Origin of the sequence: Synechococcus sp. LA31 (assembly GCF_018502385.1) — a bacterium.
Classification (GTDB): domain Bacteria; phylum Cyanobacteriota; class Cyanobacteriia; order PCC-6307; family Cyanobiaceae; genus Vulcanococcus.
Window position 1 is genome coordinate 1132751 of the sequence record NZ_CP075523.1, and the last position, 13294, is coordinate 1146044.

Annotated in this window: 15 protein-coding genes; 5 read left to right on the forward strand and 10 right to left on the reverse strand. The window is 64.6% G+C overall.

Annotated elements, in window-relative coordinates; genetic code table 11:
* Positions 1–2 precede the first annotated feature (2 nt).
* Complete coding sequence (locus tag KJJ24_RS06085) at positions 3–1325, reverse strand: DUF2252 domain-containing protein (protein ID WP_214342487.1); 1323 nt, start codon at positions 1323–1325, stop codon at positions 3–5.
* Positions 1326–1401: 76 nt separating this feature from the next.
* Here KJJ24_RS06085 and KJJ24_RS06090 point away from each other — a divergent pair, with 76 nt between their 5' ends.
* Positions 1402–2925: a peptide ligase PGM1-related protein gene (locus tag KJJ24_RS06090; protein WP_214342490.1), complete on the forward strand. Its 1524-nt coding sequence runs from the start codon at positions 1402–1404 to the stop codon at positions 2923–2925.
* Here KJJ24_RS06090 and KJJ24_RS06095 read toward each other — a convergent pair.
* The 4 genes from KJJ24_RS06095 to KJJ24_RS06110 all read right to left on the reverse strand — a co-directional run bounded on the left by KJJ24_RS06095 (position 2876) and on the right by KJJ24_RS06110 (position 5160).
* The gene (locus KJJ24_RS06095; RefSeq protein ID WP_214342493.1) at positions 2876–3343 is read right to left on the reverse strand and encodes a universal stress protein; all 468 of its coding nucleotides are present in this window, start codon (positions 3341–3343) and stop codon (positions 2876–2878) included. The two genes, KJJ24_RS06090 and KJJ24_RS06095, sit on opposite strands and share 50 nt — an antisense overlap.
* Positions 3344–3380: 37 nt before the next feature.
* Positions 3381–4037, reverse strand: a complete 657-nt coding sequence (locus KJJ24_RS06100) for a ParB-like protein (RefSeq protein WP_214342497.1) — start codon at positions 4035–4037, stop codon at positions 3381–3383.
* 26 nt (positions 4038–4063) lie between these two features.
* The gene (locus KJJ24_RS06105) at positions 4064–4423 is read right to left on the reverse strand and encodes an AraC family transcriptional regulator (protein WP_214342500.1); all 360 of its coding nucleotides are present in this window, start codon (positions 4421–4423) and stop codon (positions 4064–4066) included.
* 200 nt (positions 4424–4623) lie between these two features.
* Positions 4624–5160, reverse strand: a complete 537-nt coding sequence (locus KJJ24_RS06110; protein WP_214342503.1) for a DUF2808 domain-containing protein — start codon at positions 5158–5160, stop codon at positions 4624–4626.
* Between the two features lie 77 nt (positions 5161–5237).
* Here KJJ24_RS06110 and KJJ24_RS06115 point away from each other — a divergent pair, with 77 nt between their 5' ends.
* Positions 5238–5411 (forward strand): hypothetical protein, encoded by a 174-nt coding sequence (locus KJJ24_RS06115; RefSeq protein ID WP_214342506.1) that lies wholly within the window; start codon positions 5238–5240, stop codon positions 5409–5411.
* Between the two features lie 3 nt (positions 5412–5414).
* On the opposite strand, the gene KJJ24_RS06120 is transcribed toward KJJ24_RS06115, so the two are convergent.
* On the reverse strand, positions 5415–6698 hold the full coding sequence (locus KJJ24_RS06120; RefSeq protein ID WP_250544955.1) for a glutathione S-transferase family protein: 1284 nt from the start codon (positions 6696–6698) through the stop codon (positions 5415–5417).
* Between the two features lie 112 nt (positions 6699–6810).
* On the opposite strand from KJJ24_RS06120, the gene KJJ24_RS06125 reads away from it, so the two are divergent.
* The 3 genes from KJJ24_RS06125 to KJJ24_RS06135 all read left to right on the forward strand — a co-directional run bounded on the left by KJJ24_RS06125 (position 6811) and on the right by KJJ24_RS06135 (position 9860).
* A complete protein-coding gene (locus tag KJJ24_RS06125; protein ID WP_250544956.1) occupies positions 6811–7659 on the forward strand; it encodes a shikimate dehydrogenase in 849 nt (282 codons plus the stop codon).
* A 114-nt stretch (positions 7660–7773) separates the two neighbouring features.
* Positions 7774–9135: a glutathione-disulfide reductase gene (gene gorA / locus KJJ24_RS06130; protein WP_214342508.1), complete on the forward strand. Its 1362-nt coding sequence runs from the start codon at positions 7774–7776 to the stop codon at positions 9133–9135.
* The gene (locus KJJ24_RS06135; protein ID WP_214342510.1) at positions 9135–9860 is read left to right on the forward strand and encodes an SDR family NAD(P)-dependent oxidoreductase; all 726 of its coding nucleotides are present in this window, start codon (positions 9135–9137) and stop codon (positions 9858–9860) included. The genes gorA and KJJ24_RS06135 overlap by 1 nt, the downstream gene beginning before the upstream one ends.
* Here KJJ24_RS06135 and KJJ24_RS06140 read toward each other — a convergent pair.
* The 4 genes from KJJ24_RS06140 to KJJ24_RS06155 are packed head-to-tail and all read right to left on the reverse strand — an operon-like array spanning position 9857 to position 13282.
* Positions 9857–10870, reverse strand: a complete 1014-nt coding sequence (locus KJJ24_RS06140) for an ABC transporter substrate-binding protein (protein WP_214342512.1) — start codon at positions 10868–10870, stop codon at positions 9857–9859. The genes KJJ24_RS06135 and KJJ24_RS06140 overlap by 4 nt on opposite strands.
* Positions 10871–10895: 25 nt before the next feature.
* On the reverse strand, positions 10896–11669 hold the full coding sequence (locus KJJ24_RS06145) for an ABC transporter ATP-binding protein (RefSeq protein WP_214342513.1): 774 nt from the start codon (positions 11667–11669) through the stop codon (positions 10896–10898).
* Complete coding sequence (locus KJJ24_RS06150; protein ID WP_214342515.1) at positions 11669–12583, reverse strand: ABC transporter permease; 915 nt, start codon at positions 12581–12583, stop codon at positions 11669–11671. The genes KJJ24_RS06145 and KJJ24_RS06150 overlap by 1 nt, the downstream gene beginning before the upstream one ends.
* 21 nt (positions 12584–12604) lie before the next feature.
* Positions 12605–13282, reverse strand: a complete 678-nt coding sequence (locus KJJ24_RS06155) for a DUF3386 domain-containing protein (protein ID WP_214342518.1) — start codon at positions 13280–13282, stop codon at positions 12605–12607.
* Positions 13283–13294: the final 12 nt, after the last annotated feature.

Sequence of the window (13294 nt, forward strand, 5' to 3'; positions counted from 1 at the left end):
CCTCAGCTGCTGAGCCGCCCCGAGGCCATGGCCTGTAGCAGGTGGCCGTGGTCGCTTTCTGCCTGATTGGCGTAAGCCACAGCATCAAGGCTGAGGGCTCGATCGATCGCGCTCTGCCCCTCCAGGGCATCGGCCAGGGCCAGGCGATCACCGGAGCGGGCATGGGCGCGTGCCAACACCGATGCGCACAGACGGCCATAGGCCTTGAGCGCATCGGGCTTCATCTCCTCCACCGCCAGCGAGGCTTTCCAATCACGCAACTGACGCCAATACACGTGATGCCCACCTGGGGTGGTGGTCCACCCCAGGAAGGGATCACTCACGCTCTGAAGCAAGCGCTGACCCTCCACCACCCGTTGGCCCTGATGGGCGGGGGCGCTGGCCTGCAGTGGATCCAGCGGCTCGGCCAGGGCCGACACCAGGGCTTGCTTGCTCTGCAGCAGCAACAGGTCGTCGGGATGGGGGCCTTGCAGCAACGTGATGCTGCATCGGGTGCCCACCGATCCCACACCCACAGCCTTGTAGGCGGTGTCGAGGATCCGATAACTGCTGATCAAGTGGCGCCGGTGGGCCTGCACGCTGGCCAGATACCCGTGAAGCAGCACAGCTAGAGCCTGATCGTGGTCGGGCTGCGTGAAGAAGCTTGGATCCACCTGCCGGTGGCGCCAAAGCAACGGCGGCTCATGGCGCAGCTGCCAGCGACCATCGGCCAGGCGCTCGCTGTAGCGGGCCACCGCCTGGCGACCGCTGCGCCGCCAGGCTGAAGCGGCGGCGGCGCGCAGGTGGCGGCGAAAGGAGCCACGGGGCTGCTCCTCCACAAACTGTTCCACGTGCAACAGGGTGGTCCACAGCTCCAGCGTGGGTATGGCCGCAAAGCCGGCGATCGCCTTGCGGTAACGGGTCGCCACCTTGCGAGCCAAGCCAAGCTGCTCCTCGCCATCGAGCCCCAATTGGCGGGCCACCAACACCAGGCTCACCAGCAGGCGTTTGAGATCCCACTCCCAGGGGCCGGGGAACGTCTCATCAAAGTCGTTGATGTCGAACACCAACGTGCGCTCCGGTGAGGCATAGAACCCGAAATTGAGCAGATGGGCATCACCGCAGAGCTGCACCAACTGATCACTGCGGGGCCTGCAGCCCAGATCCCGAGCCATCACCGCGGCACTGCCGCGAAACCAGGCAAACGGGCTTTTGGCCATGCGCCTGTGTCGCTCGGCGATAAGCCAGGGAAGGCGGTGGGCGTTCTGCTGCTCAAGCAGATCGATCGGATCCGAGCGCTCGGCGGGCGCCTGCCAGGTTTCCAGAGTGGCCTCCACGCCTGCCATCGCCTTAACCACACAGCTCTTCAACCTCTGCGTAGCAGCCAGATTGGTGGAGTGATGGATCAGCCCTGACATCCTTATGGCCCTGTCATTTCAGGAGCTGCAGGCTCAGCTCCAACCCGGCTGGGGCTGTGAGCAGAGCGGAGGGAGCGGCCAGTTCGATGTGCTGGTGGTGCCATCGCTGTCGATGGATCAGGCGCTGATGGCCCTGGTGACCGGGGCCCACCACTACGAGGAGCGACAGCTGTTTTCGCTGATCCGGCTGCGCGATCCAGGCGTGCGCGCCATCTACGTCACCAGCAAATTGCTGCCCGAGCTGGTGGTGGATGCGGTGCTCGAGCTGATGCCGGGCGTACCCACCTCCCACGCCCGCCGGCGCCTGCACCTGTTTGACACCGATGACGCCAGCAACAGGCCCCTCACCGAAAAGCTGCTAGAGCGGCCGGCACTGCTCAAGCGCATCAGAGATCTTCTACGCCCCGGCCGCAGCTTCATCAGCTGCTTCGTGGTGACGGACCTGGAGAAACGCCTTTCTGAACAGCTGCAGGTGCCGCTATTGGGCACCGATCCCGCCCTGGGGTACTGGGGCAGCAAAGCGGGTAGCCGTGCCCTGTTTGAGCGCTGCGGTGTACCCCATCCCCCCGGAAGTGCCCTGGTGCACAACCCCGAGGATCTGGCGGAGGCGGCGGCCGAGCTATGGGAGGCCCACCCCCAGCTACGGCGTTGTGTGGTGAAGCTCAACGAGGGTGTGAGCGGCGAGGGCAACGCCACCCTCAACCTCGAACCCCTGGCCCTGGCGGGCCGCAGCGCCCGGGAACGGCGCCAGGCGTTGGCCGCTGCCCTGGCACAACTGCCGATGCCGGCCGAGGGTTGGCGAGAACTCATGGCCCAGCAGGGCGCCTTGGTGGAAGCCTGGCTGGAGGGCGGCGATGCGCTCAGCTCCCCCAGCGTGCAGGGCACGATTCACCCTGGCGGCCGGGTGGAGCTGGTGTCGACCCACGAGCAGATCCTCGGCGGTGCCGCCGGGCAAACCTACCTGGGCTGTCGCTTTCCAGCCGATGACGGCTACCGGCTGGAGCTGATGCACCACGGCGAGGCGGTGGGGCAAGCCCTGGCCAGTGAGGGAGCGCTGGAGCGCTATGCGGTGGACTTCATTGCCCGCCGCATCGAGGGGCGCTGGGACCTACAGGCGATCGAGGTGAACCTGCGCCAGGGGGGCACCACCCACCCCACCATGGCCCTGCGGGCGATCACCACCGGCGAGCTGGATCCGGCCACCGGCCTGTTTCTCGCTCCCACAGGCCAGCCGGTGTACTACAGCGCCACCGACAACCTCACCCACCCGCAACTGCGAGGGCTGTTGCCAGCCGATCTGATCGACATCGTGGCCGAAGCCGACCTGCACTACGACCCGGCGCGACTGCGGGGCAGCGTGTTTCATCTGTTGGGCTGCCTCTCGGAATACGGCAAGCTCGGCATGACCTGTTTTGGCCGCAGCAGCGCTGAAGCCGAAGCCGTGTATCGCGCCACCGCCGATGGGCTGATCGCCCGCGCTAGCGATCTGCAGGCGGGATCACCAGCACCGGGCAGCGGGCCTGGGTGAGCACCCGCTGGGTTTCACTGCCGATCAACAGGCCCGCCAGACCGCGGCGACCATGGGAGGCCATCGCGATCAAATCGCACTTGAGGCGCTCGGCGGCCTCGAGGATGGCCTCATGCACCAGCGCACTCACGCAGGTGTCGCCACTGGCCTCCACCCCTGCGGCCCCGGCCTGCTCGAGGGCCTGATCCAGGATCGAGCGCGCCAAGCGGGCATTGGCCTGGCTGAATTGCTCACTCAAGGCCGGATCCAGCACCAAACCCTCGCCATAAATGGCCACATCCGGGCGGCCGTAGTAGCTGGGCTGCACATGAAAGAAGCTCACCCGCGCCCCGCACTGCTTGGCCAGGGCTAGGGCTTCGCTCACCGCCCCCGCCGTGAGATCCGAGCCATCGATAGGCACCAGTAGATGACGAACCATGGATCCCCCGATGCGGCTGCTGCCACAACGCTAGGCATTACGACGGGATCCAACCAGCCAGATGGGAGGCCGCCTGAGAGCGCACCAGCGCCCGCGCCGCGGGCAGGGCAGGTTCAAGCCGATCGGAGCTGAAATGGGGCAGGTTGCGGCTGCGCAGCCAGGCACCCCAGCGGAATTCGTGGAACGGAATCAAGGGAGCCGCTTCCACCAGCCCCTCGCGCTTGAGCTTCCACACCAGGCTGCGATAGGGATCGTCGTGCGTGCCGCTGAGGCTGGTGGGCAGGGCCATGGGGTGCAACGGTCCCAGGCCACGGCCGTCATAGAGATAGAGCCAGCCCCGCTGGTGCAACTGCTCAAGCACCGCATGGCGCTCCGCCACCGCCAACTGCAGCACCACATAGCCAAAGGCCATGGCGTTGGGGTCGAGCTCGAGCAGCGCCCGCAAGCGGTGGTGCCGGTCCACCATCCACAGCTCGCCGGCAGCACTGCGAACCAGCGGCGTGGGCTTGCGCTTCAAATAGCGGCGCCGCTGTTTGGGATCGTCGTTGGCGAAATCAAGCTGGCGGCTGCGAATCTCCGCCATGCCCACACACAGCTGGGTGGGCTGAAGCGCCTGCAGCGGCACCTCCAGCAGATCACCAGCGCTGCCTGATGGAGGCGGCAACGGTTGGAAAGGGGGCAGCCGCAATGCCATGGGCTGACCCTAAACCGATTCGATCGCTAGGCGCTGCGGACCAGATCCGGCGCCAGCGCATGCAGGAAGCGTTTGCTGCGGCAAGCCTCCTGGTGCTCGCGCACCGTGCAGCCATAGATCTGCAGAAATAGGTCACGATCAGCCAACGAGCCGTTGAGCCCACAACTGCCGTAGTGCACGCGCAAAGGTGTCCAGGGATGGCTGATCACGGCGTGGTGCAGTTGTTGCAACCGGAAGCGCCGCAACACCTTGAGAGGCGGCTCCCCGCAATGGGCATGGCAAAGGTTCTGCAGGGTGCGCACACTCACATGGCAGGCGCGAGCCACATCAGCAATGCGCAGCAGCGTGGCGTAGTGCTCGGCGATGTAAGCCGCCACCACGGCCATCGAATCTGCGTCGGCGGAGACTGGCTGGTCAGCAAGTGATCTCAGCGACACGCGCGCTATTGCAAGGCAACTTGAAAAAGTTACCCAGGTGTTGATCCCTCAACAGCCATCCACATCACAAGATGACGAGTTATGCAATTTTGGTATAGCTCGCAGCGCAATCAGACCGATGAGCACATGATCCAATCGCTATCAACGCATTACAGACGAATGCCATCAAAGATGGGCATCGTGGCGAAGCCCAGCGAGGCAGGCACGGGATTGGGCCCTGCTGGCAGTGCCTGCACCGCAAACATGTAGGTATCGGCCTGGAAGGGGTTGTTCCAGGGCTTGAGCGCCAGGGTGATCGTTTGCCCCGGCTGCGGTGGTTGGAGGAATTGCACCGTGACCCGGCGCTCCGTTTCGTCAAACTGGGCCTGCACCGGGATCGAGGCCCCCTCACGCCGCGGCCGCCCCACAAACGCCTTGGTGCGCTCGGGTGCGAACTGGAAGTTGCGATCAACCCCCCGGGTTTGCTGAATCACCAAACCGCCCAAACCGGCCCCAGCTTCCTCAGGCAGGGTCAGCGTGAAGTAGTAAGTCGCGCCGGTTTGCCCCACATAGGCGTAGTAGTTGGTGAAATCCACCTTCCAGGGCGGCCTGGTGAACCAGGTTTGCCCGTTGAGCTCCAGGGCTTGCACCGGCGCCGCCACCACCTGCAACGCCACCAGCGCCGGAAGCATCCATGGATTTCTCATGCGTTGACCACCAGCTGGACGAAAAATAGCGGTGGTTCAGGGCGTTGATAGGGTCGGAGGGCTTGTCTGTCTGATCGATGAACCGAGCCGAACTCGACGCCATCGATTTGATGCTGCGCGATCTCAACACCCGCCACGACGAGATCCGCCATCGGGCCGCCTTCCGAGGCTGCACCCGCGAACTGCTCACCCTCCAACAGGAGCTGGTGACTTATCTAATGACCAAGCGGGGCGAACTCAACGGCCGCTGATCCTCAGCTTGTTTGCACGAAGGGCAGAGGGTTCTGATCGCGGCGGTGCTGCACCGGCAGCGCTGGCCCCTGCTCCAGGCCTGCCAAAGCCGCTGTTGCTTCTAGGGCACAGCGCATGCGCCGCGCTGCGTGCAGGCTCATGTCGCGCGGCACGCTGATGCGATCGCGCCAGTAGCGCAAGCCTGCAGCGGTGCCGGCCGGGGGCGCCAGCAGGGGCTGGTGGGGCATGGCCAACAAGTTGGTCAGGGCGCAGCGCAGGGCCTGATCAAGAGCGAGCCCCCCCAGCGGATTCACCTGCAGCAAGCGATCGCGGTGGCGCAGCATTCGGGCCAGGGCCTCCAGAGCAGCACCGGCTGGTTCGCTCTGGCGGGTCTCCACCACAGCGGGGTGGGCGGGTTCGCCGGATGACGGCCAGGGGCCCTGATCAATCAACCGCGCCACCTGGCGTTGCTCAGCGCTGCCACTCGCCAAGCAACACCCCATCTGCGGGGGTAAATCGTGCGCATGGGTGTGCACATCACTCTGGGTGCCCAGGTAAGTGGTGCGCTGCTCGAGGGCCGCAAACCAACGATCGATGGCCGGATGCTGACTACGCAGGCCATAGCCCTTGTAATACGCGAGTGACGCGTTCATGCGCTCCATGTAAGGCACGAAGATCACATCGGCGGTGCCGAAGCTGGGCCGGAAGAACGGGCCCGATGTGGCCTCGAGGGCCTGCTCCACCAAGCCGGCCATGCGGATGAAGTGCTGTTCGGCTCGAGCCGTGTGCGGCCCCTCGCCTTCGCAGTAACAGAGCCACTGGCACCAGGCGCGAAACAGGCGCCGCTCCAGTTGGCGCAGTGCAAAAACATCCGGGTCCTGCAGACCCTCTGCCAGCGGGCCAAACGCCTCCTCGAGCGCCTGGAGAATCAGGTCGCTTTCGGTGATCAGGTGACCATCAAGCTCGAGGGCGGGCAGCATCCCGGAAGGAACGATCTGCTTAAACCAGCGCTCTTTCTCGCCGTAGCAGAACATCGTGACCTTGCGAACCCGATACGGGATCCGCTTCTCCTCCAGCCACAGCCACACTTTTTGGCAGTAGGGGCACCAGGCGTGGTGATCGCGGTAGAGGGTGACGCGCACCTCCGCCTCGGGCCGCCCGAACAGGCGCAGCCGCGCCTGGGCATTGGTGGGCCCCTCCACCCGCTGGTGCTGCAGCTCCGCCTCGCTGAGCGGCGTGAGCTGATCCTCCAGCTGCTGCCAACTCAGGGGCTCAGCCAGGGCCATCGCTTGGGAGGGTGCGTGCATCGGCCCAGCATCGCTTAGAAGCACTGGCCGCCGCGGCCTGCACGCTGCCTGGCCAAACGGTTGCCAGCTACTAGCCGCCTGATCAGGCTGAGGCCTGCAGGGCAGCCATCCCGTGATTCCTCCCCAGAAACAGATGACCGGCATGCTCGGCCATCCGGTGGCCGAGAACCCGATCGATCGGATGTTCGATGCGGTGTTTGCCCACTACGGGTTGCATTGGCAGTTCTGGAAGAACGACATCGCCTCGGAAGACGACCTCGCCCTGGCAATCGCCGCCCTACGACCTCTTGGCTACCAAGGCATGGCCATCACCGTGCCCTACAAAGTGGCGGTGATTCCGATGCTCGATGCCGTCGACGACGACGTGCGCGCCATCGGTGCCGCCAACTACATCACGATCGAACAGGGGCGACTGATCGGCCACAACAACGACGGCAAGGGCGTGGTGAAGGCGATTGAGAAGGTGGCTCCCCTCACAGGCCGAAGGGTGGTGATGCTCGGCGCTGGCGGTGCCGGCCGTGCCATGGCCGTGGAAATGGCCTGGGCCGGCGCCGAACAACTCACCCTGATCACCCGCCGCGAAACCCAGGGCCGCGAGGTGGCAGAGCTGGTGCAGCGAGCCAGCGGCGTGCCCTGCCACTGGCAGCCCTGGCAGGCACCCCTGCAGGTGCCCGGCGGCACGAACCTTCTGATGAACGCCACACACCTGGGCTGTGCGCCCGAACTGGAGCCGGTGCCGGTGGAGTGGTCGAGCGTGGGTCCCGGTTGCATGGCCGTGGATGTGATCACCAACCCGCGCATCACCCCTTTCCTGAGCGCCGCCCGCGCACACGGCTGCCCCGTGGTGGATGGCGTGGAGATGCTGGTGCAGCTGGCGATTCAGATCTTCGAGCGCTGGACCGGCATCAGCCCAGATGAGGCCGTGTTTCAACAGGCCGTCGCGGAGGCCCTGGGGGAATGATCCACGCGTCCGCATCCCTCGGAGAGAGCGCGTACGCCCAGAAAATCGGGCTATGCGGCAATCGTCATATTGTTACGCTGAACGACAGCCATTGGCCCTGCGCCGCCTTCTCGCATGAGTGAGCATTTCGACTTGGTGGTGATCGGCGCCGGCTCTGGTGGCCTCGCCGCGGCCAAGCGCGCCGCCAGTTATGGCGCCCGGGTGGCGATTGTGGAAGGGGATCGGGTGGGCGGCACCTGCGTGATTCGCGGCTGCGTGCCCAAAAAATTGATGGTGTACGGCTCGGCCATGCGCCATCACCTCCACGACGCCGCCAGCTACGGCTGGAGCGTGGGAGATGTGTCCCACAACAGCGCTGAGCTGCTGCAGCGTGTGCGCGCCGAGGTGGATCGGCTCAACCAGCTGCACATCGGTTTTCTGGAGAAAGCCGGCGTGGAGCTGATGCGCGGCTGGGGACGCTTCGCCGATGCCCACAGCGTGAGCGTGGTGGATCAGAACGGCAGCGAACAGCAACGCCTCCGCGGCGAGCGCATCCTCATCGCCGTGGGCGGCCGCCCCCATCGCCCCACCATCCCCGGCGCCGAGCTGGGTTGGATCAGCGATGACCTGTTCAACCTCGAACGCCTACCGGAGCGTGTGGTGGTGGTGGGCGCCGGCTTCATCGCCTGCGAATTTGCCTGCATCCTCAACGGCCTCGGCGTGCAGGTGACCCAGCTGGTGCGCGGCGATCACCTCTTGCGCGGCTTCGATCGCGAATCCAGCCGCGCCGTGCAAGAGGCGATGGAAGCCGATGGCATCGAGATCCGCTTCGCCCACAGCCCCGCTGCGATCGAGGGCAGCCCGGGCCATCTCTGCGTGATCAGCCAAAGCGGTGAACAGCTGCCATGCAACGGCGTGCTGCTGGCCACCGGCCGGCGCCCGTTTCTGCAGGGGCTCAACCTGGAGGCGGCTGGCGTGGCGATCGAAGGCCACCGCATCGCGGTGACCGCTGACCAAACCACCAACGTGCCCCACATCTACGCCGTGGGCGATGTGACCGATCGGGTCAACCTCACGCCCGTTGCCGTGGATGAAGGCCGCGCCCTGGCCGACACGATCTGGGGACACAAACCCCGCCAGGTGGATCACGAGCTGGTGGCCAGCGCCGTGTTCTCCCAGCCTGAGCTCTCAGGGGTAGGCCTCACCGAGGAAGCGGCGATCGAGCGCTTCGGGACCGGTGGGGTGAAGGTGCATCGCGCCCGCTTCCGGCCCATGAGCCAGGCCCTGCCGGCCCGTGATCCCAAAGTGCTGCTCAAGCTGGTGGTGGAGAGCGAGAGCGGCAAGGTGGTGGGCTGCCACATGGTGGGCGAGCACGCCGCCGAGATCATTCAAATGGCCGCGATTGCCATCGGCATGGGCGCCACCAAGGCCGATTTTGATCGCACCATGGCGTTGCACCCCACCGTGGCGGAAGAGTTCGTCACCATGCCGAACTGATGCCGCGCACGATCTTGATCAGTGGCGCCAGCCGTGGCATCGGCCGCGCCATCGCCGAGCGGCTTTTGGCGGATGGCCATCGGCTCAGCCTGGGTGTGCGCAACCCAGATGCCCTCAGCGGCACGCCCCTGGATCCAGCTCACGCCGGCGTGGATGAGGAAGGCCAGCCGCGCCTGATGCTGCACCCCTACAACGCCGAAGACCCTGCCGCGGCCGAAACCTGGGTGGCGGCAACCGTGAGCCAGTTCGGTGCAATCGACTCCGTCGTGCACAGCGCCGGTGTGTTTTCTCGGGTTTCCCTGCTGTTTGAACCCGGCCAAGAGCAGGAAATTCAGCAGCTTTGGGACGTGAATGTGATGGGGCCCTGGTGGCTCACCCGTGCCGCCTGGCCCCATCTGGCCGCCCATGGCGCAGGGAGAGTGATGGTGCTGGTGTCGATGAGTGGCAAACGCTCAAAGGGGCGTTTAGCTGGTTACACCGCCAGCAAATTTGCGCTGATGGGGCTCTGCCAAACCATGCGCAACGAAGGCTGGGCGCAGGGCATCCGCGTTACAGCCATCTGCCCCAGCTGGGTGAACACCGACATGGCCGCCGCCGTGAACGCCATGCCTCTTGAAGCGATGAGCCAACCAGGCGACATCGCTTCGCTCACCGCGCAGCTGCTGGAGCTCCCCAACAGCTGCGTGCCGTTTGAGCTGGCGCTGAGCTGCAACCTCGAGGCCTAGCTGCGCACCTCTTTGGCGTCTTTGATCACGGCCTCGGGAATGGTGACGCCGATGGCTTTGGCCGTAGCCAGGTTCACCAGCAAGTCAGTTTTGGTGAGCGGTTCAAAGGGCATGGTTGCCGGTGATTCGCCCTTCAGAACCCGCACCGCCAGTTGACCAGCGGCGTAGCCATCGTCGTAATACGACCAACCAATCGTGGCCAGACAACCCGGCAGATCGATATCAGAGGCATCCACGGAATACACCGGGATTTTGTTCTCCAAGCCAACCCGGGCAATCGAGCCAAAGCCCTGGATCGTGGCGTAATCACCGATTTTCACAAAGGCCTCGACCTTCTTAGCCGCCAGCACCTGGGCCGCCTGGAGCACCTCGCCGGAATTGGCCACCGACTGCTCCTCCACCGTGATGTTGCGCTTGGCTGCTTCCTCCTTGAGGATCTTGGCCTCATAGGAGGCATTGGGTTCGCCGGGGTTGAAGATCAAGCCCACCGTTTTGAGCTGTGGATTAACTTGCCTGGCCAAATCCAGCTCTTGGCCCACCGGATTGGTGCCGATGGTGCCCACCACATTGGGGCGATGTTGGCCAACGCCACCGGGCGGGGTACCGGCACCGGCTCCCCAGGGGTTGGAGCAGTAGCAGAAGATCACAGGGGTGGTTTCTGGCACCTCCCGCATCGCGGCCTGCAGGGGCGGCGTACCCACCGCAAGGATCATGTCGGCTTTCTCACCCACAAACTGCTTCATCACCAAGTTGGTGTTGGGCAGTTCACCGGCAGCATCCTTTTGGATGTAATTCACCGATTGACCGGAGACATAACCAGCCTCAGCCAGCGCCGCCTCAAAGCCCTTACGGGTTTCGTTCGGCGGCGGGGCATCCACCATTTGCAACATGCCGATGGTGGGGCCATCCACTTTGGCCGTTCCACCAAACTTGCCACATGCCGATAAGGCCACGGTGCTCACGACACCTCCGCCCATCAGGGTGAGAAATTCACGTCGCTGAAGGGCCATGCGTCAAGGGCTTGTGGCCCGCAACTTAGGCCGTGCCATACATGGCGCGCAAGGAATTGGGGTTGAGCTCAGCGCGTTCGGCTGCATTCCAGTCGCCGATCAAGCGACCTTGGTGCAACATCACCAGGCGATCACCATGGCCAAGAGCTTGCTCAAGGCTATGGGTGACCATCAAAGCGGTGGTGCCCAATTGACGGATCAAACGCTCTGTCAGCGCCATCACCGTGGCTTCCGCCCTGGGATCAAGCGCTGCGGTGTGTTCATCGAGCAGCAGTAGATCCGGAGAGCTCAGCGTGGCCATCACCAAACTGAGGGTTTGGCGCTGCCCGCCCGAGAGCTGCCCCACCGGCTCATCCAAGCGATCGGCCAGCGGCAAGCCGAGATCCGCGAGCAAGGCGCGGTAGCGGCGACGATCCGCACCATTGGGATGAATCGAGAAGCCGTCGTGCCACCAGGTGGCGGGCCGGTGACGCCGCTCTGCCAGACGCAGGTTTTCGGCCACACTCAACCCCGGACAGGTGCCCTCGAGCGGGTTTTGCATCACCCGACCAATCATGCGAGCGCGCTGATAATCCCGCAGGTTGTGGAGCGGCCTGCCCTCCAACTCAATGGTGCCGCCCTGCTGCTTGAGCGTGCCTGCCACCAGGTTGAGCAGGGTTGATTTACCCGACCCATTGCTACCGATCACCACCACAAACTGGCCTTGGCTGCAGCTCAGGCTGAAATTGCTGAACAGTTGACGCCAAGCTGATCCAGGCAATGGATGGCCCCAGGCCAACTGGTCGACGATCAGCGTCATCAGGCGTCTCCGTCCGGCTGGGAGAGCGCCGCTTGAGCAGGCCCCGCCGTTGACAAACCAGGCAGACGCAGATGCCCAAAGCTCAACGCAGCCAGGAGCAACAAAGCCGTTGCCAGTTTCAGGTCGACGGGCTCGAGCCCCATCTGCAAGGCAATGGCGATGAGCGTGCGAAACAAGATCGCACCAATGGCGACGGCCAGGAGGGCTTTCGGCACCGAACGCGGCCTCAGCACCGACTGGCCAATGATCACCATGCCGAGGCCAAGCACGAGTGAGCCGATGCCCATGGTGACGTCAGCAAAACCCTGGTAGATCGCCACCAGAGCACCAGCCAGCGCCACCAAACCATTGGCGGCTGCAATCCCAATGGTGAGACCTCGCGCCTGGTTAATGCCATTGGCGCGGGCCATGGTGGCGTTATTGCCCAAAGCCCGCAGCGACAGACCGAAATCCGTGCTGAGCAACAAGCTCATCAACAACACCAACCCCAACATCGCGAGGGTGAGCGCAACAGCCCAGCGCCCGTCAATCCCAAGGCCGAGGTCTGGCAGACGCAAGACCCCTTCAGGCGTGAAAGGCAACGGAATATTGGAGCGCCCCATCAGGCGCAGGGTGATCGAATAAAGCGCAGTGGTGGTGAGGATGCCTGCAAAGAGATCGTTCACACCCAGGCGGGTGTGAATCAAACCGGTCACCGTGCCGGCCAGGCAGCCACACACAATCGCCACCACCAATGCCAAGGGCACTGGCACCCCCTGGCTGATCAGCACAGCGGCGGCACCACCCCCGAGGGCAAAGGAGCCATCCACTGTGAGATCAGGGAAGTTGAGAACGCGAAGGGTGAGATAAGTGCCCAATGCCAGGCCGGCATAAGCCAGGCCCTGGTCGTAAGCACCAAGCCAGAGGGAAAGCATCAGGGCATTGTGGCGCCCGACTCAACCGTTGGCCTTGAGATCCTCAAAACGGAACACCTGACGGCCAGCGGGAGTGTCGCCGAAGGCTTCGGTCTCCACCACACGCTCACTCAGCACCCAGGGGCCATCGCCAGCGAGGGGCACAAAGGTGTCGGTGAAGGTGCTTTTGCCGCCGCGGGCGGCTCCAGTGGCGGGATCGGCGTACTGGCTGGTGTAGCCGTGGCTGAGGTAGCCGCGACCGGTATCGGTGGTGCTTTCGGTGAAGATCGTGACCACCGTGCCGTGGATGTGGCGGTGCACCATCGTCACCACGTTGTTGTTGATGCGATAGCGGTCACCAGCGTTCTTGCCGCCCACGATCACCTCGGTGCCCACGGCATCGGTGTCGCCAGCGGTGAAGGTGTTGTCGCCGTGGGTTTGCTCAAAGCTGCGGCGCACGCGGTGGATGCACACCTCCCAGAGCTGGGAGGCGATGGCTTTGTGGATCTCCTCGTTGTCGATGCCCTCCACCTGGGCCTTCAGATCAGCGCCCACCTTGAAGGTGCCCTGCACGCGCTGGTCGTCCTGCTCCCAGACGCAACGGCCGCTGTAACCGCCGAAGCCAGGCTCCCAGGTGTAGCGGTTCTCGTAGGCGCCGCGGAAGGCGGCGGTGCAATCGCTACCGGCGGTGATCACAACGGGGCTAGGGGCAACGGTCACGGCAGCCAGGCA

What these genes read in the sequence shown, in the direction of transcription:
- KJJ24_RS06085 (WP_214342487.1), bottom strand. Translation starts at nt 1,325, where the DNA reads ATGGCAGGCGTGGAGGCCACTCTGGAAACCTGGCAGGCGCCCGCCGAG.
- KJJ24_RS06090 (WP_214342490.1), top strand. Translation starts at nt 1,402, where the DNA reads ATGGCCCTGTCATTTCAGGAGCTGCAGGCTCAGCTCCAACCCGGCTGG.
- KJJ24_RS06095 (WP_214342493.1), bottom strand. Translation starts at nt 3,343, where the DNA reads ATGGTTCGTCATCTACTGGTGCCTATCGATGGCTCGGATCTCACGGCG.
- KJJ24_RS06100 (WP_214342497.1), bottom strand. Translation starts at nt 4,037, where the DNA reads ATGGCATTGCGGCTGCCCCCTTTCCAACCGTTGCCGCCTCCATCAGGC.
- KJJ24_RS06105 (WP_214342500.1), bottom strand. Translation starts at nt 4,423, where the DNA reads ATGGCCGTGGTGGCGGCTTACATCGCCGAGCACTACGCCACGCTGCTG.
- KJJ24_RS06110 (WP_214342503.1), bottom strand. Translation starts at nt 5,160, where the DNA reads ATGAGAAATCCATGGATGCTTCCGGCGCTGGTGGCGTTGCAGGTGGTG.
- KJJ24_RS06115 (WP_214342506.1), top strand. Translation starts at nt 5,238, where the DNA reads ATGAACCGAGCCGAACTCGACGCCATCGATTTGATGCTGCGCGATCTC.
- KJJ24_RS06120 (WP_250544955.1), bottom strand. Translation starts at nt 6,698, where the DNA reads ATGCACGCACCCTCCCAAGCGATGGCCCTGGCTGAGCCCCTGAGTTGG.
- gorA (WP_214342508.1), top strand. Translation starts at nt 7,774, where the DNA reads ATGAGTGAGCATTTCGACTTGGTGGTGATCGGCGCCGGCTCTGGTGGC.
- KJJ24_RS06135 (WP_214342510.1), top strand. Translation starts at nt 9,135, where the DNA reads ATGCCGCGCACGATCTTGATCAGTGGCGCCAGCCGTGGCATCGGCCGC.
- KJJ24_RS06140 (WP_214342512.1), bottom strand. Translation starts at nt 10,870, where the DNA reads ATGGCCCTTCAGCGACGTGAATTTCTCACCCTGATGGGCGGAGGTGTC.
- KJJ24_RS06145 (WP_214342513.1), bottom strand. Translation starts at nt 11,669, where the DNA reads ATGACGCTGATCGTCGACCAGTTGGCCTGGGGCCATCCATTGCCTGGA.
- KJJ24_RS06150 (WP_214342515.1), bottom strand. Translation starts at nt 12,583, where the DNA reads ATGCTTTCCCTCTGGCTTGGTGCTTACGACCAGGGCCTGGCTTATGCC.